This is a genomic window from Micromonospora sp. CA-259024 (assembly GCF_050936255.1).
Lineage (GTDB): Bacteria > Actinomycetota > Actinomycetes > Mycobacteriales > Micromonosporaceae > Micromonospora.
In genome coordinates, this window is record NZ_JBNJND010000001.1 from 4,207,150 (window position 1) to 4,231,142 (window position 23,993).

General features: G+C 73.0%; 23 protein-coding genes and 3 tRNA genes. 10 read left to right on the plus strand and 16 right to left on the minus strand.

Annotation, left to right across the window (positions count from 1 at the left end; all coding sequences use genetic code 11):
* The first annotated feature begins 206 nt into the window (after nt 1-206).
* Complete coding sequence (locus ACQEUX_RS18595) at nt 207-1,052, plus strand: helix-turn-helix domain-containing protein (protein WP_433049104.1); 846 nt, start codon at nt 207-209, stop codon at nt 1,050-1,052.
* A gap of 5 nt (nt 1,053-1,057) precedes the next feature.
* Nucleotides 1,058-1,258, plus strand: a complete 201-nt coding sequence (locus tag ACQEUX_RS18600) for a DUF397 domain-containing protein (RefSeq protein ID WP_363614075.1) — start codon at nt 1,058-1,060, stop codon at nt 1,256-1,258.
* A gap of 63 nt (nt 1,259-1,321) precedes the next feature.
* On the opposite strand, the gene ACQEUX_RS18605 is transcribed toward ACQEUX_RS18600, so the two are convergent.
* The 5 genes from ACQEUX_RS18605 to ACQEUX_RS18625 all read right to left on the minus strand — a co-directional run bounded on the left by ACQEUX_RS18605 (nt 1,322) and on the right by ACQEUX_RS18625 (nt 6,451).
* Nucleotides 1,322-2,371 carry an ROK family protein gene (locus ACQEUX_RS18605; protein WP_433049107.1) on the minus strand — a complete coding sequence of 350 codons (1,050 nt, stop codon included), beginning with the start codon at nt 2,369-2,371 and terminating at the stop codon, nt 1,322-1,324.
* A gap of 208 nt (nt 2,372-2,579) precedes the next feature.
* A complete protein-coding gene (locus ACQEUX_RS18610) occupies nt 2,580-3,368 on the minus strand; it encodes a putative protein N(5)-glutamine methyltransferase (protein ID WP_433049110.1) in 789 nt (262 codons plus the stop codon).
* A gap of 144 nt (nt 3,369-3,512) precedes the next feature.
* Entirely contained in the window at nt 3,513-4,631 is a 1,119-nt protein-coding gene (locus tag ACQEUX_RS18615; protein ID WP_433049113.1) for a cystathionine gamma-lyase, read from the minus strand.
* Nucleotides 4,632-4,638: 7 nt separating this feature from the next.
* The gene (locus ACQEUX_RS18620; RefSeq protein ID WP_433049116.1) at nt 4,639-5,646 is read right to left on the minus strand and encodes an NAD(P)H-dependent glycerol-3-phosphate dehydrogenase; all 1,008 of its coding nucleotides are present in this window, start codon (nt 5,644-5,646) and stop codon (nt 4,639-4,641) included.
* A 67-nt stretch (nt 5,647-5,713) separates the two neighbouring features.
* On the minus strand, nt 5,714-6,451 hold the full coding sequence (locus ACQEUX_RS18625) for a lysophospholipid acyltransferase family protein (RefSeq protein ID WP_433049119.1): 738 nt from the start codon (nt 6,449-6,451) through the stop codon (nt 5,714-5,716).
* Between the two features lie 127 nt (nt 6,452-6,578).
* Here ACQEUX_RS18625 and cofC point away from each other — a divergent pair, with 127 nt between their 5' ends.
* From cofC to ACQEUX_RS18650, 5 genes are read left to right on the plus strand one after another with little or no spacing between them, the layout of a single operon-like run.
* Nucleotides 6,579-7,226 carry a 2-phospho-L-lactate guanylyltransferase gene (cofC, locus tag ACQEUX_RS18630; protein ID WP_433049122.1) on the plus strand — a complete coding sequence of 216 codons (648 nt, stop codon included), beginning with the start codon at nt 6,579-6,581 and terminating at the stop codon, nt 7,224-7,226.
* A gap of 48 nt (nt 7,227-7,274) precedes the next feature.
* Nucleotides 7,275-7,472: a cold-shock protein gene (locus tag ACQEUX_RS18635; protein WP_030335323.1), complete on the plus strand. Its 198-nt coding sequence runs from the start codon at nt 7,275-7,277 to the stop codon at nt 7,470-7,472.
* Nucleotides 7,473-7,526: 54 nt separating this feature from the next.
* On the plus strand, nt 7,527-9,875 hold the full coding sequence (locus ACQEUX_RS18640) for an RNA degradosome polyphosphate kinase (RefSeq protein WP_433049126.1): 2,349 nt from the start codon (nt 7,527-7,529) through the stop codon (nt 9,873-9,875).
* A 24-nt stretch (nt 9,876-9,899) separates the two neighbouring features.
* Nucleotides 9,900-11,420, plus strand: a complete 1,521-nt coding sequence (locus ACQEUX_RS18645) for a CHAD domain-containing protein (protein WP_433049129.1) — start codon at nt 9,900-9,902, stop codon at nt 11,418-11,420.
* On the plus strand, nt 11,408-12,286 hold the full coding sequence (locus ACQEUX_RS18650; protein ID WP_433049132.1) for an NUDIX hydrolase: 879 nt from the start codon (nt 11,408-11,410) through the stop codon (nt 12,284-12,286). Before ACQEUX_RS18645 ends, ACQEUX_RS18650 begins: the two co-directional genes overlap by 13 nt.
* Nucleotides 12,287-12,291: 5 nt before the next feature.
* Here the strand turns inward: ACQEUX_RS18650 and ACQEUX_RS18655 are convergent, their stop codons facing one another.
* From ACQEUX_RS18655 to leuC, 4 genes are all read right to left on the minus strand, one after another.
* Nucleotides 12,292-14,322, minus strand: coding sequence for an endonuclease/exonuclease/phosphatase family protein (locus tag ACQEUX_RS18655; protein WP_433049135.1), 2,031 nt, complete (start codon nt 14,320-14,322; stop codon nt 12,292-12,294).
* 141 nt (nt 14,323-14,463) lie between these two features.
* A complete protein-coding gene (locus tag ACQEUX_RS18660) occupies nt 14,464-15,186 on the minus strand; it encodes an HU family DNA-binding protein (RefSeq protein ID WP_433049138.1) in 723 nt (240 codons plus the stop codon).
* 172 nt (nt 15,187-15,358) lie between these two features.
* Entirely contained in the window at nt 15,359-15,946 is a 588-nt protein-coding gene (leuD, locus tag ACQEUX_RS18665; protein WP_433049141.1) for a 3-isopropylmalate dehydratase small subunit, read from the minus strand.
* Between the two features lie 14 nt (nt 15,947-15,960).
* Nucleotides 15,961-17,406 (minus strand): 3-isopropylmalate dehydratase large subunit, encoded by a 1,446-nt coding sequence (gene leuC, locus ACQEUX_RS18670; RefSeq protein ID WP_433049144.1) that lies wholly within the window; start codon nt 17,404-17,406, stop codon nt 15,961-15,963.
* Between the two features lie 49 nt (nt 17,407-17,455).
* Here leuC and ACQEUX_RS18675 point away from each other — a divergent pair, with 49 nt between their 5' ends.
* Nucleotides 17,456-18,142 (plus strand): IclR family transcriptional regulator, encoded by a 687-nt coding sequence (locus ACQEUX_RS18675; RefSeq protein ID WP_007456408.1) that lies wholly within the window; start codon nt 17,456-17,458, stop codon nt 18,140-18,142.
* A 164-nt stretch (nt 18,143-18,306) separates the two neighbouring features.
* On the opposite strand, the gene ACQEUX_RS18680 is transcribed toward ACQEUX_RS18675, so the two are convergent.
* The 4 genes from ACQEUX_RS18680 to ACQEUX_RS18695 form a co-directional block, all read right to left on the minus strand.
* Nucleotides 18,307-18,379: transfer RNA gene (locus ACQEUX_RS18680), tRNA-Glu, on the minus strand.
* Between the two features lie 162 nt (nt 18,380-18,541).
* Nucleotides 18,542-18,614, minus strand: a tRNA-Glu gene (locus ACQEUX_RS18685).
* Between the two features lie 134 nt (nt 18,615-18,748).
* Nucleotides 18,749-18,820: transfer RNA gene (locus tag ACQEUX_RS18690), tRNA-Gln, on the minus strand.
* A 108-nt stretch (nt 18,821-18,928) separates the two neighbouring features.
* Nucleotides 18,929-19,732: a fumarylacetoacetate hydrolase family protein gene (locus ACQEUX_RS18695; RefSeq protein ID WP_433049148.1), complete on the minus strand. Its 804-nt coding sequence runs from the start codon at nt 19,730-19,732 to the stop codon at nt 18,929-18,931.
* Between the two features lie 174 nt (nt 19,733-19,906).
* On the opposite strand from ACQEUX_RS18695, the gene ACQEUX_RS18700 reads away from it, so the two are divergent.
* Both ACQEUX_RS18700 and ACQEUX_RS18705 read left to right on the plus strand, forming a co-directional pair.
* The gene (locus ACQEUX_RS18700) at nt 19,907-21,337 is read left to right on the plus strand and encodes a hypothetical protein (RefSeq protein ID WP_433049150.1); all 1,431 of its coding nucleotides are present in this window, start codon (nt 19,907-19,909) and stop codon (nt 21,335-21,337) included.
* 34 nt (nt 21,338-21,371) lie between these two features.
* Complete coding sequence (locus ACQEUX_RS18705) at nt 21,372-22,238, plus strand: 3-methyladenine DNA glycosylase (RefSeq protein WP_433049153.1); 867 nt, start codon at nt 21,372-21,374, stop codon at nt 22,236-22,238.
* Between the two features lie 26 nt (nt 22,239-22,264).
* Here ACQEUX_RS18705 and arfB read toward each other — a convergent pair whose 3' ends face one another.
* The 3 genes from arfB to ACQEUX_RS18720 all read right to left on the minus strand — a co-directional run bounded on the left by arfB (nt 22,265) and on the right by ACQEUX_RS18720 (nt 23,986).
* Nucleotides 22,265-22,690, minus strand: coding sequence for an alternative ribosome rescue aminoacyl-tRNA hydrolase ArfB (gene arfB, locus ACQEUX_RS18710; protein WP_433049156.1), 426 nt, complete (start codon nt 22,688-22,690; stop codon nt 22,265-22,267).
* 34 nt (nt 22,691-22,724) lie between these two features.
* The gene (locus tag ACQEUX_RS18715; RefSeq protein ID WP_433049159.1) at nt 22,725-23,057 is read right to left on the minus strand and encodes a hypothetical protein; all 333 of its coding nucleotides are present in this window, start codon (nt 23,055-23,057) and stop codon (nt 22,725-22,727) included.
* A 74-nt stretch (nt 23,058-23,131) separates the two neighbouring features.
* Nucleotides 23,132-23,986 (minus strand): S1C family serine protease, encoded by an 855-nt coding sequence (locus tag ACQEUX_RS18720; RefSeq protein WP_433049162.1) that lies wholly within the window; start codon nt 23,984-23,986, stop codon nt 23,132-23,134.
* Nucleotides 23,987-23,993: the final 7 nt, after the last annotated feature.

Below are 23,993 nucleotides of genomic sequence, written 5' to 3' on the forward strand. Positions count from 1 at the left end.
GATGGCGGCGGCACGCGACGATCGGGTACGGGGGAGAAACCCGATCGCCGCGCGCCCCATCCCCTCCGGTCGCTCACCACCACCGTCGCCACGACAACCGGCGGTGAGGACGCGATGACAGATTGACACGTGTAGAGCCGTGAATGCAACTCTCATCGACGTTCTCTCATGCAGACGTTCCCACAAATGTATGCGACCATCGATGCATGGCCCCGAAGACCGCCCGCGCCCGCCGGCTCGGCATCGCCCTGCGCCACCACCGGGAAGCCGCCGGGCTGACGCTGGAAACCGCGGCAGACGAGATCAACAGCACCCGCAGCACCCTCTCCCGGTACGAGAACGCCCAGACCCTGATCACCCCGGCCACGGTGCGCGCCCTGCTCACGTCGTACGGGGTGGGTGCCGAGGAGGTAGCCGCGGCCGTGCAGCTCGCCAAGGACGCCCGCAAACCGGGCTGGTGGGTTTCGTACTCCTACCTGCTGGATCCGCGCACCATCGACTTCATCGCGCTGGAGGCCGAGGCGACCGCCATCGCCAACTTCGAGCCCTCGGTGGTGCCCGGCCTGCTGCAGACCGCCGACTACATCCGTGGCGTGATGCGCGGCGGGCCGCACACCCTCGGCGACGACCTGGTGGAGCAACGGGTCAAGGTCCGGCTCGACCGGCAGCAGCGGCTCACCGGCGACGGCCCGCCCATCCTCGACGCGATCATCGACGAGGGCGCGCTGCTGCGCCCGGTCGGCGACCAGTCGGTGATGGACGGGCAACTGCGCCACCTGGTCAAGATGGCCGAGTTGCCGAACATCACCGTCCAGGTGATCCCACTCTCCGCCGGCTACCACCGGGGCACCCGGGGTTCACTGCACATCCTCGAATTCGCCGACCCGGAGGATCCGATCATCGCCTCGGTGGAGACCGTCGCAGGGCAGATGATCCTCGACCGGGCTGGCGAGACGCGTACCTGCACCAAAATCATGGAGCATCTCCGGAGCGTGGCGCTCAGTCCGGCGGACAGTCGCGAGATGCTCCTGTCAGTCCTGAAGGGACGGTAGGACCGATGACACCGACGATCACAGCGGCCTTGGCCGCGGCGGCGTGGCGCAAGAGCAGCCGCAGCGGCGACGAGGGTGCCTGCGTGGAGGTGGCCGCGATCCCGCGGCTGGTGGCCGTCCGCGACTCCAAGGACCCGGCCGGGCCGGCGCTGCTGTTCCCACCGGCCGCCTGGGCCACCTTCGCCCAGGCACCACCCCGCCGCTGACCAGGCGCACGAACCTGCCGCCCCGCCCCGCCACCGACCAGGACGGCGGGGCGGGGTCAGGGCTCAGGCAACCAGCGGACTGGGCTCCGGGACGGCACGTAGCGCCTCCAGCGCGGCGATGGCCACGCCCCGGGCACCGGCCATGTCCCGCTCCGGGACCAGCGCGAAGGTCGCCACCGCCGCCTGCTCCTCGCGGAGCACGGTGTGCTCGCGGACCGTCGCCAGGAACCAGTCACGGAACTCCGGTGCCGCCTCCACCACCCCGCCACCGACGAAGTAGGCGTGCGGGTCGGTGAAGTTCGCCGCCACGGTGAACAGCCGCCCCAACGCCATCGCCTGCTGCGTGAAGAGGTCCCGCGCGAGGGTGTCCCCCCGCTCGCCGTACCCACGGACCAGCTTGGCTGCCCGGGCCAGGGGCTCGGCGGCGAGCGGGTGGTCGGGATACCGGGTCAGCCAGTACGGCAGCAGGTTGCGCTCGATGCCGGTCAGCGAGGCGACGCTCTCGACGTCCCCGGCGAAACCGCAGGCGCAGGTCGGCTCCGGCTGCCCCGGGCCGAGCAGCCCGGTCAGCGGGATGTGCACGTGACCAAGCTCCCCAGCCATCCCGGCCGCACCGGCGATCACCCGACCGCTCTCGACCACGCCGCCACCGAGGCCGGTGCCGACGATCGCGGAGACCGACGAACGGTTCATCGCGTCGGCGCCGAAGAAGACGTGGTGGGCGTAGAGCGCGGCCGCGTTGCCGTCGTTGTGGTAGACCACGGGCAGGCCGAGCCGCCGCTCCAGCGCGCCCCGCACGTCGAAGCCCCGCCAGGCCGGCTGGGAGAAGTTGGTCGAGCCCCGCGACGAGATGACGCCGTCGGCGCTGGCCGGGCCGGGCGTGTCCAGCCCGACCGCCCGCACCAGCTCGCGCGGCACGCCGGTCTGTGCCAGGGCACCGTCCAGCGCCTGGGCCAGTGCCTCGATCGCCGCCTCCGGCCCGGACCGCACCTCGCTGGGGATCTCCAACAGCCCGTCCACCAGGAACCGGCCGTCCACCGTCAGCACGGTGGCGTTGTTGCTGGTGCCGCCGTTGTCCAGCCCGACGACCACCGGCACCCCTGCGCTGCCCACCGAAAACCGCCTCCTGCCGTCGTGGATGTGAGCCGAGGCTAGTGCCAAGCCCGCTCCCCCGCCACGCCCGGCCACCCCGGCCGGGTCCGGCCGGGGTCGCGAACCGGCCAGCTAGGCGGTTTCTCGGGCAAACAGCCGCACCAGCGCTGGGTTTGTCCGCTGCGATGGGATACGGCGACGCGACGGTCAACCAGCCGCGGCGGCAGGCTCAGTCGGGGCGGTAGGCGGTCACCGCGGTGGCGTCCAAATCCTCGTCGTGCCGCACGGCCGGCACCAGCCCGGCCGCGCTGAACGCGTCACAGAGCGCGTCCACCTGCGTGGTGCCGGCCTCGACGACCAGGTGTCCACCGGGAGCCAGCCAACGGGCCGCGTCGACACCCACCCGGCGCAGCACGGTGAGCCCGTCCGGCCCGCCGTCGAGCGCCACCGGGGCCTCGTGCAGCCGCGCCTCGGCCGGCATCAGCGCCACCGCGTCGGTCGGCACGTACGGGGCGTTGGCGACCACCAGGTCCAGCCGACCCCGCCACTGCCCGGGCAGCGGCGCGAAGAGGTCACCCTCGTACACCTCGGCGTCCAACCCGGCGAGGTTGCGGCGCGCACACGCCACGGCCGTCGGGTCGATGTCGGCGGCGGCCAGCCAGCGCGGCGCGAGCCGGTGTGCCAGCGCGACCGTGGTGGCGCCGGATCCGCAGCAGAGGTCGACCACGGCCGGCGCCGGGCCGGTCACCACGGCAGCGGCCTCGACCAGCAGGGCGGTCCGGGCACGTGGAACGAAGACCCCGGCGTCGACGGCGATCCGCAGGCCGCAGAACTCCGCCCAGCCGAGCAGGTGCTCCAGCGGTTCGCCGGCCACCCGACGGTCGGCCAGGTCGGCCAACGTCGCCGGACTGTCCGCTGCGGCCAGCAGCAGGTCCGCCTCGTCCTCGGCGTAGACGCAGCCGGCGGTGCGCAGTCGGCGCACGAGGGCAGGGCGGTCGGTGGGGAACGGTGGTGCCATGGGAATCCTCCGGGAAACGCTCGCCGGCGCTCCCGCGGCCGCTATCGCGGCAGGGACACGGGAGGAAGCGCCGGTCCGGTCTGTTGACGGATCGGACTCACCTCCTCCGGTCGGGGCCGCCGGTGCGGCCGCCGACACCCTAACTCAGACCGGCCCGGCCGCGTCCAGGGCGGCGGCGATGTCGGCCACCAGGTCGGCGGTGTCCTCCGCCCCACAGGAGAGCCGGACGAAGCCGGGGGCCGTGTCGTCGCCCCACTGCGCCCGCCGGTCCGCCGTCGTGTGCAGGCCACCGAAGGAGGTGGCCGCCGCCACCAGCCGGGCGGCGTCGATGAAACGGGCCACCCGGTCGGCATCGCCCAGGTCGAACGAGAGCACACCGGGCATCCGGCGCATCTGCCCCGACGCCACCGGGTACGCGGGGTCCTCCGGCCGCCCCGGCCAACGCAGGCCGGTCACGTCCCGTCGACCGGCGAGCAGCTCGACGACGGCGGCGGCGTTCGCGCTCTGCCGGGCCAGCCGCAGGTCGAGAGTCGCCAGCGACCGGTGCGCCAGCCAGGCGTCGAACGCGCCCGGCACCGACCCGGTGGTGGTACGCCAGGTGGTCACCGCCTCGATCAGCTCGGTGGACCGGCTGGCCAGGTAGCCCAGCAGCAGGTCGGAGTGGCCGGTGAGCGCCTTCGTGCCGGAGGCGACCACCAGGTCGGCACCGAGGTCCAGCGGGCGCTGACCGAGCGGGGTGGCCGTGGTGTTGTCGACCGCGAGCAGCGCGCCGGCGGCGTGGGCCTGCTCGGCCAGGGCTGCCACGTCGACCACGTCCAGGCCCGGGTTGGCCGGCGTCTCCACCAGCACCAGCCGGACGCCCGCGAATGAGGGGTACGGCCCGACGGTCGGCACGAAGAGCACCCGGACGCCGATCGCCTCCAGTACGTCGGTGGCGAACGCCCGGACCGGGAAGTATCCGTCGCTGGGCAGCACCACGGTGTCCCCGGGCCGCAGCAGGGTGAGCAGCAGACCGGTGATGGCCGCCTGACCGGTGGCGAAGACGCGGCAGTCACCGCCTTCCAACTCGCCCACGGCCGCTTCCAGCAGTCGCCGGGTCGGGTTGTCGGGACGGCCGTAGCCGTTCGGCGACGTGCCCTGCCCCTGCCACGGGTCGAGGTGGTACGGCGCGGCGAAGACCGGCCCGGGCAGGAACGGGTCCCCCGGTGCCGCCTCGGGCAGGCCAGCCCGTACGCAGCGGGTGCCGTCTCCCAGCTCGCTCATCGGATCCTCACTCGTACGACTCGGGTTTGGCGGTGCGGCTCATCAGAGTCTCCACGGCGAGGCGCGGGTCCATGCCCTCGTGGCAGATCCGCTCGACGTGCTCGGTGATCGGCATCTCCACGCCGTGCGCCCGGGCCAGGTCGCGGATCGCCAGGCAGCTCTTCACGCCCTCGGCGGTCTGCCGGGTGGCCGCCTGGGCCTGCTCCAGCGTCTCGCCCCGACCCAGGTGCTCCCCGAAGGTGCGGTTGCGGGCCAGCGGGGACGAGCAGGAGGCGACCAGGTCACCCATGCCGGCCAGGCCGGCGAAGGTGATCGGGTCGGCGCCGAGCGCCACGCCCAGGCGGGCCGTCTCGGCCAGCCCCCGGGTCATCAGCATGGCCCGGGTGTTGTCGCCGAAGCCCATCGCGGTGGCGATGCCGTACGACAGGGCGATCACGTTCTTGACCGCTCCGCCCAGCTCACAGCCGATCACGTCGTCGTTGGTGTACGGACGCAGGTACGGCGTCCGGATCGACGCCTGCACGAGTGCGGTGCGGTGGCTGTTCGTCCCGGCGACCACGGTCGCGGCGGGCTGCTCGGCGGCGATCTCCGGAGCCAGGTTCGGACCGGACACGACGACCACCCGGTCCGCGGCGACCCCGGCGGTCTCCACGATGACCTCGCTCATCCGCTTGGTCGTGCCGAGCTCGATGCCCTTCATCAGTGACACCAGGGTGGAGTCCGGGTGCAGGTGCCCGGCCCATTCGGCGAGGTTGCCGCGCAGGGTCTGCGACGGCACGGCCAGCACCACCACCTCGGCGCCGGTGATCGCCTCGGCGGCGTCGGCGGTGGCGGTGACCCGGGCCGGCAACAGCAGATCGGGCAGGTACTCCGGGTTGCGGTGCTCGGTCCGGATGCTCTCGGCGACCGGCGCCCGACGGGCCCACACCGTCACGTCCCGCCCAGCGTCAGCGAGGATCTTGGCGAACGCGGTACCCCAGGAACCGGCACCGAGCACGGCGACGTGCCCGTTCACGCCACCGCTCCGCTGTGCTCCGTGAGGGCCTGAACGGCGCCGCCGCTGAGCCTGATGGTTCGCTCGCTCACGCCTGGTCGCCCTGTCGCTCGCGCCGGACGGAGGACCGAACCGGTCGCTCCCACAGCGGCGGCGGGGTGCCGCCACGGGCCTCGGCGAGCATGTCCCGCAGCCGCAACATGATGGTGTCCGTCATCTCCTCGAGGGTCGCCCGGGTCGGCTGGGCGTCCGCCCACCGGCTCAGGTCAATCGGTTCCCCGGCGACGACGGTCACCGGGATCCGGGGGCGCAGGTTGACGCGGGCGGTCCGTGGGTCGAAGATCCGCTCCGGCCCCCACATCACCACGGGTACGACAGGGGCTCCGGTGGCCAGCGCCAGCCGGGCGGCACCGGTCTTGGCCTTCATCGGCCACAGCTCCGGCTGTCGGGTGGTGGTGCCCTCCGGGTAGATCACCACGGCGCCGCCCTCGTCGAGCGCGGCGACCATCTTGTCCAGCGAGCGGACCGCGTCCACGCTGCCGCGCTCCACCGGGATCTGCCGGCAGCGGTGCAGGATCCAGCCGACCACCGGCACCCGGAACACGCTGGCCTTGCCCAGGTACTGCGGCCACCGCCCGGAGTCGTAGATGAAGTGCGCGGAGACCAGCGGGTCGGCGTGCGAGATGTGGTTCGCCACGATGATCATGCCGCCGTCCCGGCGGAGGTGCTCCTGGCCACGCCAGGTACGCCGGGTCCAGACGGTCATCACCGGCTTCACCAGCCCCACGGCGAACCGTTGCCAGAACCCCAGCCTCCGCCGTGCCACTGTGCCTCCTCGTCGCGCCCCGACCCGGCCGCGGAACTCGTCCGCGACACCCGCAGCGGAAATCATGCCTGCTCGTCCCCGGTACGGCCAGCGAGGGTCCCGCCGTACGGCTGGCAGGATTGCGGGCGTGAGTCAGCCGAGGTGGGCCGTGGTGGTGCCGGTGAAGCGTCTGTCCGCCGCGAAGAGCCGGCTGCGGGGCGCGCTGCCCGGCGTACCGCACGAGGAGCTGGCGCTGGCCCTGGCGGCCGACACGCTCCGCGCGGTGCTGGCCTGCCCGGCGGTCGCCGAGGCCCTGGTGGTCACGGACGACCCCCGGGTGACGGCGATGGCGCGGGCCGCCGGCGCGCGGGTGCTGCCCGACGGGCCGGGCGCCGGGCTGAACGCCGCGTTCCGGCACGGCGCGGCGGGCCGCGTCGCCGGGTGGGTGGCCGGGCTCACCGCCGACCTGCCAGCCCTGCGCCCGGCCGAGCTGGCCGGCGCGCTGCTGACGGCACAGAACGGCCGAGCGGAGGTGCCCAGGTTCGTGCCGGACGCACCCGGCGACGGCACGGTGCTGCTCACCGCCCCGCCGGGCGTACCGCTGGATCCCCACTTCGGGGTGAACTCGGCGGTCGCGCACACGGCGAGCGGGGCGCTGCCGCTGACCGGCGACTGGCCCAGCCTGCGCCGGGACGTCGACACCGCCGCGGACCTGACCACCGCCGCCCGGCTCGGGCTGGGGCCGCGCACCGCCGCCCTCGTCGCCGCCGACCGCCCGGCCCGCTCCGCGGGCTGACCGGTCCGGCCCGCTCCGCCGGCTGACCCCCGGGTGTACGGTGCCAACATGCAGGGCACGGTGGCCAGCTACGACGCTGCGACGCGCAGCGGTGTCCTGCTGCTCGACGACGGCACCGAGATGCGCTTCCCGGCCCGGGCGTTCGATGCCTCCGGGCTGCGGTTGCTCCGGCTCGGCCAGCGAGTTCGCATCGACACGGATCCCGACGGCGAGGTCGTCCGGGTGACATTGCCGACGATGATCTGAGCCGGCGAGGCCAAGTTCATTTTGCGTTAACCGGAATCGGGTGATTATGAGCGGGTGAGCACCCCTCGCGAGCACCCCGCCCGACCGACCGCCACCGACCCCCGCAACGGCTCCCGCGTACGCGGCACCGACGGCCGCTTCCGCCCCTCCCGTGCCGAACGGGCCGGCGCCGCCCGCGCCGACACCCTGGCCGACGATCCGGGTGCCGCCTCCTCCGGCCTGGACGAGGTCGTCGACCCCGTGCCACCCACCGAGACGGACGGCCCGGCCACCGGTGACGTCCGTCCGATCCTGCCGAGCGGCGCCGGGGAGGATGACGACGAACCGCCGGCGGCCCCGCCGCTGCCGGAGGACCGGTTCCTCAACCGGGAGCTCTCCTGGCTCGACTTCAACGCCCGGGTGCTCACCCTGGCCGAGGATCAGCGCACCCCGTTGCTGGAACGGGCCAAGTTCCTGGCGATCTTCGCCAGCAACCTCGACGAGTTCTACATGGTGCGGATCGCCGGGCTGAAGCGACGGCTCTCCGCCGGCCTGCCGGTTCGTGGTGGGGACCGACTGCCCCTGCGTACCCAGTTGGAGCTGATCGCCGAACGGACCGCCGCGCTGGTCGCCCGGCACGCCGCCTGTTTCGTCGACGACGTGCTGCCGAAGCTGGCCGACGAGGGCATCCGCATACTGCGCTGGGGCGAGCTGGGCGACCCCGAGCGGGAGCGGTTGCGCACCTACTTCCGGGAACACATCTTCCCGGTGCTGACCCCGCTCGCGGTGGACCCGGCGCACCCGTTCCCGTACATCTCGGGGCGATCGTTGAACCTGGCGGTGGCGGTCCGCGATCCGGACGGCGGTTCCGAGCTGTTCGCGCGGGTGAAGGTGCCGAACAACGTCCCCCGTTTCGTCCGGGTGGACCGGGACCAGCCGGGCGTACGGATGCTGCCGGTGGAGGATCTGATCTCGGTACACCTGGGCCAGTTGTTCAGCGGCATGCAGGTGGTCGAGTGCCACCTGTTCCGGGTCACCCGCAACGCCGAGGTGGAGGTCGACGAGGACCGCGACGAGGACCTGCTCCAGGCCCTGGAGCGGGAGCTGGCCCGGCGTCGGTTCGGCCCGCCGGTCCGTCTGGAGGCGGCCGCGTCCATCTCCGACCACATGCTGGAGCTGCTCGTCCGCGAGCTGGACATGGACGACCAGGACGTGCTGCGGGTGCCCGGGCTGCTGGACCTGTCCGCGCTGTGGCAGGTCTACGGCGAGGCTGATCGGCCGGACCTCAAGGACCCGCCGTTCGTCCCGGCCACCCATCCCCGGCTCGCCGAGGGCGAGGTGCCCCGCAGCGTCTTCGCCACCCTGCGCGACGGGGACATCCTGGTGCACCACCCGTACCACTCGTTCGCCACCAGCGTGCAGCGCTTCATCGAGCAGGCCGCCGCCGACCCGAACGTGCTGGCCATCAAGCAGACCCTCTACCGCACCAGCGGTGACTCGCCGATCGTCGACGCGCTGGTCGACGCGGCCGCCGCCGGCAAACAGGTGGTGGTGCTGGTGGAGGTGAAGGCTCGTTTCGACGAGGTGGCCAACATCGGTTGGGCCCGCACGCTGGAACGCGCCGGCTGCCACGTGGTGTACGGCCTGGTCGGCCTGAAGACGCACTGCAAGACCGCGCTGGTGGTCCGCCAGGAGGGCAACCAGATCCGCCGGTACTGCCACATCGGCACCGGCAACTACCACCCGAAGACGGCCCGGCTGTACGAGGACTTCGGCATGCTCACCGCCGACCCGGAGATCGGCGCCGACCTCACCGACCTGTTCAACGTGCTCACCGGGTACAGCCGGCAGACCGCGTTCCGGCGGTTGCTGGTCGCACCGCAGGGCATCCGCAGCGGCCTGATCGAGCGGATCGAGCGGGAGATCTCGCACGTCCGGCTGGGGATGCCCGGCCTGGTCCAGTTCAAGGTCAACTCGCTGGTCGACGAGGGGGTGACCGACGCGCTGTACCGGGCCTCCCAGGCCGGCGTGCACGTCGACCTGCTCATCCGGGGTATGTGCACACTCCGCCCGGGGGTGCCGGGGCTGTCGGAGAACATCCGGGTCCGCTCGATCCTCGGCCGTTTCCTGGAGCACTCCCGGGTCTTCCGGTTCGGCAACAACGGCGAGGCCGAGTTCTGGATGGGCTCGGCCGACCTGATGCACCGCAACCTCGACCGCCGGGTGGAGGCGCTGGTGCGGGTGAGCGACCCGATCGCCCGCGCCGAGCTGGACCAGGTGCTGACCATCGCGATGAGCCCCGACGTGGACGCGTTCGAGCTGGCCGGTGACGGCACCTGGACCCGGCGTACCAGCGGTGACGACACGGCCCGGGCCCATCTGCAGGAACTGCTGCTGCGCCGCGTCGGTGGCACGGCCAGCTGACCGATCAGCGCATAGGCTGAGCTGATGGTCGAGGAGGAGCGGAAGTACGAGGTGGACGACACCTTCGTGCTGCCGGACCTGGCCGCCACCTCCCCGGCCGGGGGTCGGGTCCGGGCGCTGCCACCGGTGACGCTGGTCGCCCGCTACCTCGACACGGTCGACCTGCGGCTGGCCCGCGCCGGTGCCTCGCTGCGCCACCGCCGGGGCGACGAGCTGCCCTGGACGGTGAAGCTGCCGACCGGGACGCCGGGCGTCCGGCACGAGATCTCCCGCCCCGGGCCGGTGGGGCAGCCGCCGCCGGAGCTGGTGGAGTTGGTCACCGTCCTGCACAGAGGAGCGCCGTTGGCCCCGGTGACGGTGGTGCGGACCCTCCGGCACGCGTACGAGGTGTGTGACCGGGCCGGCACGGTGCTCGCCGAGGTGGTGGACGACCGGGTGACCGTGCTCGACGACGCCGGCGCCACCACCGGCGCGTTCCGCGAGCTGGAGGTGGAGCTCAAGGCCGGCGACCGGAAGCTGCTCGACCAGGTCGGCGCGGTGCTGCGCGAGGCTGGCGCCGAGGAGGGGTCGTTCACCCCGAAGCACGTACGGGCGTTGGGCGCGGCGGCGCAGGCCGATCCGGATTTGGTTGCGCCGGCCGGGCTGGGCGCCGAGCCGAGCGCCGGTGACGTCGTGACCGAGGAGCTCCGCAAGGAGATCCGGCGGCTGCTGGCGCACGATCCGCTGGTCCGGCTGCGTGCCCCGGCCGCCGGTGGCGACACCGCCGTGCATCAGATGCGGGTGGCCTGTCGCCGCCTCCGCAGTGATCTGCGCACCTTCAAGCCGCTCGTCCGCAAGACCTGGTCCCGTTCGCTGCGCACCGAGTTGCGCTGGCTGGCCGGTGTTTTCGGCGCCGCCCGCGACGCCGAGGTGCTTCGCGAGCGGCTACGCCGCACCGCGAGCGCCGACCCGCTCAGCCCCCTGGACCAGGCCGCGGTGGATCGGCTGGACGAGGTGCTCGCCGAACGGCAGCGGCAGGCGCTCGCCGCCATCGACGAGGCGCTGCGCTCCGCGCGCTACCTGGCCCTGGTCGACACCCTGGTGCTGGCCGCCCGCGCGCCCAGGCTCACCCGCGGGTCCGCGGCCCCGGCGGCGGAGGCACTGCCCGCGCTGGTGGCCCGGCCCTGGGGGCGGCTGACCGGGCCGGAGGGCGTCGACGGGCTCGACGCGCAGTCGCCGGACGAACGCTGGCACGCCGTCCGCAAGGAGGGCAAGCAGGCCCGGTACGCGGTCAAGGCGGTGGCGCCGATGGTCGGCAAGGGTGCACGCCGGCTGTCCCGCGCCCTTGCCCGAGTGCAGGACGTGCTCGGCGAGCACCAGGATGCGGCCGTGGCGGCGGACACCTGGCTGGAGATCGCCGCCCAGCGGCCGGACGACCACGAGCTGGCGGTCACCGCCGGGCGGCTGGCCGAGCGGGAACGCGAGTCGGTACGCCGGATGCGGGGTCTCCTCCCGGCGGCCTGGCACCGGGCCACCCGGCGGCGGCGGACCAGTTGGCTGCCGTGACCGGCATCCGCGCGGCGGGCGGGGTGGCCTGGCGGCCGTCCGCTGACGGCGTACGCGTCTGCGTCGTACACCGTCCCCGCTACGGCGACTGGACGCTGCCGAAGGGCAAGCTGGAGCCGGGCGAGCATGCTCTTGCGGCGGCGGTCCGCGAGGTGGCCGAGGAGGCCGACGTGCGGGGCGTGCCACAGGTCCGCCTACCGTCGGTGCGGTACCGCAGCGAGGGGCAGGCCAAGCTGGTCGACTACTGGTCGATGCTCGCGGTGGACAGCGGCGGTTTCCAACCGGGCACCGAGGTGGACGACATCCGCTGGCTGGCGGTGGACGACGCGATCCGGTTGGTCAGCTACCCACACGACGCCGAGGTCCTGGCCGCGTTCGCCGCGCTGCCGTCGGTGACCGCCACGGTCGCGCTGGTTCGGCACGCGCATGCCGGCAAGCGGGCCACCTGGTCCGGCCCGGACATCGGGCGGCCCCTGGACGCCGAGGGGTGGGCTCAGGCGACCGCGCTGGGCGCGCTGGTCGCCCTGATCCGCCCGGCCCGGTTGCTGTCGGCGTCACCGCGACGGTGTGTGCAGACACTGGACCCGGCCGCCGCGCTGCTCGACCTGCCGATCGAGATCTGCGGCGACCTGGACGAGCCACAGCCCGGCCAGCAGAGCGACGAACAGATCCTGGCCACCGCCGCCCGCCTGCTGGAACTGGCCGGCGCCGGTGGGCAGGTGGCGGTGTGCAGCCAGGGCAAGGTGCTGCCGGGCGCGTTGGAGCGGCTGACCGGCAACACCGACGAGGACTTCACCACCCCCAAGGGCGGTGGTTGGCTGCTCGCCTTCACCGCCGACCGGCTGCTGGCCGCCGACCGCCTGTAGCGTCCTCAGCGGGGCGGAAGGGTCAGGGTCACCGCGACCGGCAGGTGGTCGCTGGCCGTGCTGCGCGGCGCGACCGGGTCGCTGGGGATCAGGCCGGGCGAGACGAGGATGTGGTCGATCTGCTCGCGTGGGTCGTCCGCCGGGCTGGTGGCGAGGGGGCGGGCAGCCGCCAACGCGTCGACCAGGCCCGCGGTGGTGAACTGCCCGAACGCCTCGTCGCCCGGCTCCGTGTTCAGGTCACCTGCCACCACCAGGGGCCGACCGGCCGCGTACCCGGTGGCGAAGTCGGCGACCGCGCGGGCCTGGACCACCGGCCGCCGCCCGGGCGGAGGTTGCAGGTGGGTGCTGACCACCGCGGTACGGACGCCGTCACCGAGGTCCAGCGTGACGGCGAGCGCCTGCGCGCCGGTGGGTGCCCCGACGGCCGGCAGCGGGAGGGTCCGCGGATCGCTCACCGGCCAACGGCTGAGCACCGCGTCACCCCAGACGGGGTCGGCGGCCGGCCCGAAGACGTACGGCATACCGAGCCGGTCGGCCAGCAGGTCCAGGGTGTCGTGCCCGCCGTTGAGCAGCCAGGCCCGGTCCACCTCGCTGAGCAGCACCACGTCGGGCCGTTGCCGGTCGACGGCCTTGGTGAGCCCGGTCAGGTCGAACCGGCCGTCCAGCCCGAAGCCCATCCGGATGTTGTACGCCACCACGGTCAGCCGCTCCGGCGGGCCGTCCCGGTTGCTGGCCACCGGCACCTCGTCGGCGAGCACCGGTGCCAGCAGGGCCAGCGCGGTGACCGTGGCGGCGGCCCGTAACGGCGGAAACGGCCCCGGCACCCGGTGTACGCCGGGACGGGCGGCCAGGGCCACGGCCGCCACCAGCCCGGCGACCACGACCGGCACCGCCGCGTTGGGGTAGCCGAGGTCGTAGGCGGAGTAGTACCCGACCGCCCCCACCGCGAAGACGAGCATGCCGGCGGCGACCGCGTACCCCCGTCGGACCGCCGACCGCCTGCCGTCCACGGTGTCGCTGCCGCCGTCCGTGTCTGGGCGGCTGGCTTCGGCGCCGTGACGGGTGGTTTCGCCGTCTGGGCGGGTGGCTTCGGCGCCGTGACGGGTGGCTTCGGCTTCGTCGGTCAGGGCGAGGCAGGCGCCCAGGCCGACGGCGGCGAGCAGGACGGCCGGGAGGAGCAGGTCGCCCCGGTCGAGGGCGAACAGCACCGCGCCGGCCAGCAGCGCCACCGGCCCGTACGCTCGGCCCCACCCGCGGGGAGGCTGGGTCAACGCGGCGAGCAGGAACCCGGCGACCGCCACCGGCACCGGCGCCAGGCCGAACAACGGCGAACGAGCCACGCCGTCCCCGGCGACCAGGTACGACATCCCGCTCAGGGCCAGCGCCGGGGAGAGCGCCACCGTTCCGGCCAGCAGCAGCGCCGGCCCGGCCAGGAGCCAGGCTCGGGCGCCACCGGCGCCGGCCCGGCTACCGGGCTGTGCCGCGCCGAACTGTGCCGTGCCGGGCTGTGCTGTGCCGGGCTGCGCCGTGCCGGGCTGCGCCGTGCCCAGCAGGAACAGCGCCACCGCAACGGAGCTGAGCAGCCACGCGACCCAGTCGCCGCGCCAGACGAGGTCGACGGTGTCCAGCACCGCGTGCAGGGCCGCGTTGACCGCGAGCCCCAACGCCAGCCCCGGAACCGGTCGGTCGGTGTCGGCCGCGACGCCGACCAGCCAGACCAGCCCGGCGAGCAGACCGGCGGTGGCCAACCAGAGCTGCGTACGCCCGCCAGGAGCGGCGGTGAGCGTGAGCCGGGCGACGGCGAGCACGACGGCGGCGACGAGCGTGACCGGGCGTGCCCCGACCCGGCGGACCACTGCGGGTGCGCCCGTCGCGAGCACGAACCAGCCGAGGGCGAACGCGCCCATCAGCTCGGCCGGGGTGGACGCCGCCTGACCGAAGATGGTGATGATGCCGGGCAGCCAGACCCGCAGCACGTCGATCAGGAGGACAACGCCCAGCGCGAGCGTCCCGGTGGTGAGCTGGCGGTAGCGCACCGGCGCCCCCACTTCCCGTTGACGGGCCGGCGGAGGGAGGCCGGCACGGCGATTCTGCGGGAGCGAACCGACCGGGTCAACGGGTCCCCGTACGCGGAAAGGGCGCCCACCCACGGGTGGACGCCCTTTCGCGGAGGCCGGTCAGCGCTTGCTGGCCGCCTTCTTGGCCGGAGCCTTCTTCGCCGGCGCCTTCTTCGCCGCCGTCTTGCTCGCCGCCGCGGTGGTCTTCTTGGCCGCGGTCGACCTGGTCGCCGCGGTGGTCTTCGCCGCGGTGGCCTTCTTGCTGGCGACCGTCTTGGTCGCCGTGGTGCTCTTGCCCGCCTTGGCCGGGGCGGTCTTCTTGCTGGCGGCCGTCTTGGTCGCCGTGGCGGTCTTGCTCGCCTTGGCCGGGGCCGTCTTCTTGGTGGCCGCCTTGGCCGCGGTCGCCTTGGTGCCAGCCGCCTTGGTGCCAGCGGCCTTGGCGCCAGCCGCCTTCGTGCCAGCCGCCTTGGTGCCCACGGCCTTGGTCCCGGTCGCCTTGGTGCCCGCCGCCTTGGCCGTGGCGGTGGTGGTGGCGGCCTTCTTCGTCGCCACCGTGGCCTTCGGCACCTTGCCGCTGGCCACCATCTCCTTGAACCCGGCGCCGGGGCGGAAGGTCGGGACAGATGTCTTCTTGACCTTCACCGCCTCGCCGGTACGCGGGTTGCGCGCTGTTCGCGCGCCACGCACACGCTTTTCGAATGCTCCGAATCCGGTGATCGCCACCTTCTCGCCCTTGGTGACCGCCGCCTGGACCTCGGTGAGGACCGCCTCGAGGGCGTTCGTCGCCGTCTTCCGGTCCCCCAGGCGAACGGCGAGCGCCTCGATGAGCTCGGCCTTGTTCACGACTTCCTCCCGATTGTGCAACTGACTCGTCGCGAGCCATTCTGCGCGCACGGTATGCCCTGTGCTGCCGGGACACAAACATTCGGCAGAAAAAAGCCCTTGTGTCGTAACGGATTCACCCCCACCGGTTGGACCGATGGGGGTGGAATCCGCTGCGCGATCGGGCGTACGGCTATGCCACGGAGGGCAGGAACGGCAGTCGCCGCGCCTCGTAGGAGTCGATGTCGGCGGCGTGCCGGAGGGTGAGTCCAATGTCGTCGAGGCCCTCCAGCAGCCGCCAGCGGCTGAAGTCGTCGAGCGGGAACGACCAGTTGGCGTCCCCGGCCCGGAGCTGACGAGCGGTCAGGTCGACGGTCACCGGAGTGGTCGGATCAGCCTCGACCAGGTCCCACAATTCTTCGACGGCTTTCAATTCCAACTCGACCGGCAACAGACCTTCCTTGAGGGCGTTGCCGCGGAAGATGTCGCCGAAGCGCGGAGCCACCACCGCGCGGAAGCCCCAGTCCCGCAGTGCCCAGACGGCGTGCTCCCGGGAGGAGCCGGTGCCGAACTCCGGGCCGGCGATGAGGATCGACGCCCCGGAATAGGTTTCATCGTTGAGCACGAATGCGGGATCTTCCCGCCAGGCGCTGAACAGCCCGTCGGCGAAACCCGTCCGGGTCACCCGCTTGAGGTACACGGCGGGGATGATCTGGTCGGTGTCCACGTTGGACCGCCGCAGCGGCACGGCGGTGCCGGTGTGGGTGGTGAACTTGTCCATCTGCTCGGTCCCTTCTACAGGTCGGCGGGGGCGGCCAGCCGGCCGATCACGGCGGTGGCGGCGGCGACCGGCGGGGAGACCAGGTGGGTCCGTCCACCACGGCCCTGACGGCCCTCGAAGTTGCGGTTTGAGGTGGAGGCGGAGCGCTCGCCCGGCTTCAGCGTGTCGGGGTTCATCCCCAGGCACATGGAACAGCCGGCGAACCGCCACTCGGCTCCGGCGTCGACGAAGACCTTGTCCAGCCCTTCGGCCTCGGCGGCCTCCCGCACGGCGGCGGAGCCGGGCACCACGAGCATCCGGACCCCGTCGGCGACCTGGTGGCCACGCAGCACGTCGGCGGCGGCCCGCAGGTCCTCCAGTCGGCCGTTCGTGCAGGAGCCGACGAAGACCACGTCGATGGGCAGCTCCCGCAGCGGGGTACCGGGGCGCAGGTCCATGTACTCCAGCGCGCGGCGGGCGGCGGTGCGCTCCGAGTCCGTCGCGAACTCCTCCGGGTCCGGCACGGGCGCGCTGAGCGGCGCACCCTGCCCGGGGTTGGTGCCCCAGGTGACGAACGGGGTGATCCGGCTGGCGTCCAGGGTCACCTCGGCGTCGAAGCGCGCACCCTCGTCGGTGGGCAGCGTCCGCCACCACGCCAACGCCGCGTCCCAGTCCGCGCCCTGGGGCGCGTTCGGCCGACCCTTGAGGTACGCGAAGGTGGTCTCGTCCGGCGCGATCATGCCGGCCTTGGCGCCCCACTCGATGGACATGTTGGCGATCGTCATCCGCCCCTCCATGGAGAGGGCCCGGATCGCCTCGCCGCGGTACTCGACGATGTGGCCGCGACCCCCGCCGGTGCCGACCTGGGCGATCAGCGCGAGCACCAGGTCCTTGGCGGTGACGCCGGGGGCGAGACGGCCGGTGACGTTCACGGCCATCGTCTTCGGCCGGCTCTGCGGCAGCGTCTGGGTGGCCAGCACGTGCTCCACCTCGCTGGTGCCGATGCCGAAGGCGAGCGCGCCGAACGCGCCGTGGGTGGCGGTGTGCGAGTCGCCGCAGACGATCGTCATGCCCGGCTGGGTGAGGCCGAGCTGCGGGCCGATCACGTGCACGATGCCCTGGTTGTCGTCACCGAGCGGGTGCAGCCGCACCCCGAACTCGGCGCAGTTGCGGCGCAGCGTCTCGATCTGCGTACGCGACGTGGGGTCCGCGATGGTGAGCAGGTCACCACGGCGAAGGCGGAACGCCGGGTCGGCGTACCCGGTCGGGGTGTTGTGGTCCTCGGTCGCGAGGGTCAGGTCGGTACGACGCACCCGGCGCCCGGCGAGCCGCAGCCCGTCGAACGCCTGCGGGCTGGTCACCTCGTGCAGCAGGTGCAGGTCGATGAAGAGCAGGTCCGGCTCACCAGCGGCGGACCGTACGACGTGCGCGTCCCAGACCTTCTCGGCCAGGGTCCTCGGCTCAGGAGTGACTCCCACCATCTGGACATCCTAAATTCTGGGAGGTAAGTTTCGGCTTGTGGGACACAGTATGAGCGGTGTCGGCGTTCTCGACAAGGCGGTGGTCATCCTGGCCGCCTGCGTGGACGGCGCCAGCCTGGCCGAACTCGTTGAACGCACGAAGCTGCCGCGTGCCACCGCACATCGGCTGGCCCAGGCACTGGAGATTCACCGGATGCTGGTCCGGGACACCCAGGGCAGGTGGCGTCCCGGCCCCCGTCTGGGCGAGCTGGCCAACGCCGCTCCGGACGTTCTGCTGACCGCCGCCGAGCCGTTGCTGGCCGCGCTGCGAGACGCCACCGGTGAGAGCGCGCAGCTCTACCTGCGCCGTGCGGACGAGCGGATCTGCGTGGCGGCGGCAGAACGCGCCAGCGGCCTGCGGGACACCGTCCCGGTCGGCTCGGTGCTGCCGATGACCGCCGGCTCCGCGGCCCAGATCCTGCTCGCCTGGGAGCCACCGGAGGCGGTGATGCCGCTGCTGCCGCGCAGCAAGTTCACCGGCCGCACCCTGGCGGAGGTACGCCGCCGCGGCTGGGCGCAGAGCGTCGCCGAGCGGGAGGCCGGTGTGGCGAGTGTCTCCGCGCCCATCCGCGACCGCACCGGCCGTGTGATCGCCTCGGTCAGCATCTCCGGACCGATCGAGCGCCTGGGCCGCCGCCCCGGCGAACGCCACGCCATGGCGGTAGTGCGAGCCGGCCAACGCCTATCCGGCCTCTAACCCACCCCCACCCCACCCCACCCCCACCCGACCTCCCCAGTGATCAAGAGGTTTGCGTCACGCCAGGCGAGACTGGTGACGCAAAGCTCTTGATCACCGTGGCAAGGGGGTGGGGGTACGCAAAAGCCCGTCCTGCCGGAGGCGGGACGGGCTTTTGGTTGTTGTAGCCCCGACCGGATTCGAACCGGCGCTACCGCCTTGAGAGGGCGGCGTCCTGGGCCACTAGACGACGGGGCCAGAACTTTCCTGTTCACCGCCCTCGCGAGCGGTGCGGCTGTAGTCTAGCGGCACCGTCCGTTGACGTGAGCACGGGGTGCGGGGGCCGCCGCGGGGCGGCCGTGGCCGGGCAACAGACACGAAACAGCCCGCCTCACCAGGTGAGACGGGCTGTGCACAATGTAGCCCCGACCGGATTCGAACCGGCGCTACCGCCTTGAGAGGGCGGCGTCCTGGGCCACTAGACGACGGGGCCAGAACCACTTCTGCTCCCCCACCCTTACAGGCGGAGGAGCTGCACTCTACCAGAGACCACCCTCCGCCCCCGGAAGGGCGGAGGGGAACTCCGTCAGAATCCAGCGTCTGGAATTCTCACGAATTCCAGCAGCGCTGGGGTACCAGGACTCGAACCTAGACTAACTGAACCAGAATCAGTCGGGCTGCCAATTACCCCATACCCCATTGGCCCCTTGCGGCGCCGGGAGTGAACTTTACCCTCCCGGTGCCGGCAGGCCAAATCCGATCCCCCCGAACCGCCTGTGAGCTGCGGAAACAGGGGCATCCGACGGATCAGGCGACGGGGACCACCGGGTTGGTGAGCTCGCCGATGCCCTCAATCCGCACGGTGACCGTATCCCCCTCGAGGAGCGGGCTAACCCCGGCCGGAGTGCCGGTGAGAACGACGTCGCCGGGCAGCAGCGTCATCACGTGCGAGATGTACGACACCAGGCCCGCCACGTCGAAGACCATGTCCTTCGTCCGGCCGAGCTGGCGTACCTCCATCTCCTCCGGGTTGCGACCCACCTCACACCGGATCTCCAGGTCGGAGACGTCCAGACCGGTGGTGATCCACGGGCCGATGGGGCAGAACGAGTCGAAGCCCTTGGCCCGGGTCCACTGCCCGTCGGAGCGCTGGAGGTCCCGAGCGGTGACGTCGTTGGCACAGGTGTAGCCGAAGATGGCGCGTTCGGCGGCGGCGCGGTCGGCCCGGCGCGCGCCCGGCGCCCCGATCACGACCGCCAACTCCGCCTCGTGCTCGACCTGCTTGGAGAAGATGGGCAGTCGGATGGCGTCCCGGGGGCCGATCACCGAGGTGGACGGCTTGAGGAAGAGCAGCGGCTCCTTGGGCACGTCGTTGCCGAGTTCGGCGGCGTGGTCGGCGTAGTTGCGACCGACGCAAACCACCTTGCTGGGCAGGATCGGCGAGAGCAGCCGGACGTCGGAGAGGGCCCAGCGGGCCCCACTGAAGGAGAGTTTGCCGAACGGGTGGCCTTCGATCTCGGCGATGGTCAGGCCCTGCGGCCCGGCCTCCGGCTCGCCTTCGACGGCACCGAACGACATTCCCTTGGCATGGGCGAAACGAGCGATACGCACCTGGCCAATCTAGCCCCGCCGACACCTCGACCGGCCAGGACCAGCCGTCGAGTGTGCTCAACCCGTCAACGCGCGGCACCCTATCGGAGCAGGAGGTGACCGGGGCCGGCTTCGCGACTTCGTACCCGCACGGAGGGGGCCCGCCCCTAGCGTCGGCTCCGGAGGTTCGTTCGTATGCCTGCATCGACACGACACCACAGAGCCCTCGCAGTGTTCGTGCACTGCCTCGGCATCCTCGCCGCCGTGCCGGCCCTGCCGGCGGCGGCCCCGGAGGCGGCGGCCGCACCACGACCACCGGCCGCCACATCACGGCCACCTTCGGCCACGCCACAGCCAACGGCCGGAGCGCCGACCGCCCTGCCGTCAACGGCCACGCAGCCGCCGGTTGCGGTCGCGGCGCGGGTGACCGCGGCTCCCACCCCACCCTCGGCGCCCCCGGCGATGGCGCCACCCTCCCGGGCACCGGCGTCGGCGCCCCCGCAACAGGTCACGGTGGCGGTCGCCCCGGAGAGCAGCCCGGCGCCCCGGTACCGGATCCAGGTGCGCAACGTGGGCAACGCGCCGGTGGACACCACCGTGCGCCAGGAACTGCCGCCCGGCTCCTCGCCGACGGCGATCAGCGCCGGCGGACGGTCCACCCGGGCTGGCGGGTCCACCACCGAGGTGACCTGGCGGTTGCGGCTCCCGGCACACAGCACCACCACGCTGGGCACGGCGCTCGCCGCGACCGCCCCTGGCCAGCCGCTGACCGCGCCGGCGTGCGCGTTCACCAGTGACGGCAGCCGCCCGTACGACTGCGGCACGGCCACCTGGATGGCGGCGGCGGCACCGGCGGCCGAGGTCACCCAGACCCCGCCCTGGCGCCGGTACCCGGTGCTGCTCGCCGGGTTGGCCGTTCTCCTGCTGGTCAGCGCCGCCCTGCTGTGGGTGTGGCGACGTCGGCGCGGGCGTCGGGTGACGGCTGCCGCACTGGCCAGCAGCGGCGAGCCCGGTGGCCGCGGGACGATCTATCCCCGCCCGGCGGCACCGATCCCGGCGAGGCGTCGGCGCACCCCGCCGGTCTGGCTGTTGGTGGGCGCTGCCGTGGTGGTGCTGGCCGGCGTCGTCGGCACCGCGGGGTGGACGGCGACCCGGCGGGTCTCGGCGATCGACACGCAGAAGCAGCCCACCAGCGGAGCGTGGATGGGCACCGGGGTCACCGGGCCGGTGGGCGTGCCGCTGCGCGAGTCGGCGTTCGAGTTCACCGTGTACCGGATGTCCTGCGGCGCGCCCGGCACCGCCGGGAAGGCTGATGGCGGCGGTGCCCCACCGGCCAACGGTCGACGCTGCCAGGCCACCGTGGGTGTGCGCAACGTCACCGGCGACCACCAACCGTGGCACAGCCAGCTACAACGGGCGTACCTGCCCGGCGGGCGCTGGGTGAGCACCGACGAGCCGGCCACGCGGGCGGCCAACCTGGGTCGGGATGTCTTCGCCGACCCGATGGCAGCGGGCACTCGGGTGGTGCTTCCACTGGTCTTCACCGTCGACGGGCGGGATCCGCCCCAGCAGCTGGAGCTGCGCAGCGGGGTGTTCTCCGCCGGCGTCCGGGTGCACATGCCCTGATCGGTGGGCGGGCGGCGGTCGTACCCTGGGGTGCGTGACCGCCGCCCTCGCCCCCGCCGTGCTCGACGTGGCGGCCTGGCAGGCTCGCCGCCGGGCCCACGAGGAGCGGGTGGACGTCTGGCTGACCCCCCACCTGGCCCGCCGACGGCGCGGGGAGCGGCATCCGGTGGCCGACTTCCTGTTCACCTACTACTCACACCGCCCGGCGCAGCTGCGGCGCTGGCATCCGGGGGCCGGGGTCGAGCTGCGCGACGCCGACCCGGCCGAGTTCGGCCGGGACTACCGCGCCACCACCGCCGGGGTCACCCTCGACACCGAGGCGGTACGCGCGCGGCGCGGCGAGTCGATCGCCTGGATCCGTTCACTGCTGGCGGCCACGGCCGGGCGGGCGCCGCACTTCGGCTGCTTCGGGATGCACGAGTGGGCGATGGTCTACCGGCAGACCCGGGACGAGCTGCGGCACAACGCCTGGCCGCTGCGGCTGACCCCGGAGCGGACCGCCGCGGTCGTCGAGGAGCGGGGCGTACGGTGCAGCCACTTCGACGCGTTCCGGTTCTTCACACCGCCGGCCCGGCCGTTGAACCTGCTCACCCCGACCCGGGAGACGCAGCACGCACTTGAGCAGCCGGGCTGCCTGCACGCCAACATGGATCTCTACAAATGGGCGTACAAGGTGTCCCCGCTGGTCAGCTCGGAGCTGGTGGCCGACACCTTTGACCTGGCCAGGGACATCCGCACGCTGGACATGCGCGCCTCTCCGTACGACCTGGCGGCGCTCGGCTATCCGCCGGTGCGGGTGGAGACTCCCGAAGGGCGGGCGGAGTACGCGGCGGCGCAGCGCGCGTTCGCCGACCGGGCCGCCGTGCTGCGCGACCGGCTGCTCGCCGCCGTCCCGGCCTGAGCCCCGGCCCCGATGCCTGAGCCGGGCTACTCGCCGTCCGCGCGGCGGTCCCGCTTGCGCTGGGACTGGCGCTTCTTCTCGGCCAGCCGGCGCTCCTTGGCCCCACGGGACGGGCGGGTCGCCCGCCGGGGCGGCGGTGGGGGTGCCGCAGCCTCACGCAACAGCGCGGTCATCCGTTCGCGGGCCGCCTCCCGATTGGCCAGCTGGGCCCGGTGCTCACTGGCGGCGATCGTCAGCACCCCGTCGACCAGGCGGTTGGCCAGCCGGGCCAGCGCCCGCGACCGCAGCGAATCGGGCACCGCTGGCGAGTTGGCCAGGTCGTAGCTCAGCTCGACCCGAGAGTCCGCGGTGTTCACGCCCTGCCCACCCGGCCCCGACGAGCGGGAGAAGCGCTCCCGCAGCTCGCCGGCGGGGACGACCCACCGGTCGGTCACCCGCAGTCCGTCGTCCACTCCCCGAGGCTAACCCGCGACGACCCGCCAGGGGTCATCGGTGCGGACGCTCGCTCTGCGTCGGAGACGGGCTGGGCGCCGGCCCGGCGGTTTCCTCGTCGGAGCCGACCGCGGCGTACGCCACCGCGCCGAAGAGCAGCAGCGCGATCACGCCGGCCTTCACGGCGACCCCGCGGATCAGCAACCAGGCGCCTCGACGGGCGCCCGGCACCGATTTCTTGACGGTCTGGTAGTCGTTCCACCCGCGTCGTGCCCGGGCGTACGCCGACCCCACTGCACATCCGATGACCAGGCCCACCAGCAGGAGGACCGCGAGAAGAGGACGCTCCACCTCCGCCAGTATCCATACCGACAGTAATATTTCCATGCCCCGATGCTGTCGCGCCGGATATCTGACACTGGCACGGTTCCCACTGACCGCCGCCACGCTGTCCGGCCAGCTCAGCCACCCTTTCCGATGATCGTGTCGGCGGTCTGCTGCACCTGCTCGATCGGAATGGCGAACCCGATGCCAATCGATCCATTCCCATCGATGGTGGCGATGGCGGTGTTCACCCCGACCACCTCGCCGCGGGCGTTGACCAGTGGCCCACCCGAGTTGCCGGGGTTGATGGACGCGTCGGTCTGCACCGCCCTGTGCCGGTTGTTGCCCAGCCGTACCTGGCGGTCCAAGGCGCTGACGATGCCCGCGGTGACCGTCCCGGGCAGACCGAGCGGCGAGCCCACCGCGAGCACCGGCTCACCGACCCGGGTCGCGCCCGGCTTGGCCAGGGGCAACGGGGCCAGACCGGCCGATGCCGGCACCTTCAGCACCGCGAGGTCGCTGCGCGGCTCCCGTCCGACCACCTCGGCGGCGAACCGGCGGCCGTCGGGCAGCTCCACGGTCACCGAACCGCCACCCCCCTTGGCCAGGATGTGATCGTTGGTGATCAGGTGCTGCTGGTCGTCCACGGCGAAACCTGAGCCGGTCGCGGACCCGCTGGCCCCGCCACCGGCCAGCACCGACACCACCCCGGGTACGGTCCGCTCGGCCGCGGTGACCAGCTCGGCCGGCACCGGGGCGGCGGACGCCGCAGCCGGGCCCGGAGCCCCGTCCCGTCCGGCGACCACGCCACCGGCGACGGCTCCCGAGACGGCGGAGACCGCCACCACGGCCAGCGCGGCGAGCAGCCGTCGAGGCCGTCGTCCCCCCGGGTCGTGCTCGGGCCGGTCCCACCACCCGCGACCGTCGGGGTCGAGTTCGGGTGAGATGAACCAGGGACCTCGCGGTTCGCCCAGTCCGGTCTGCACTGCCATGCGTACT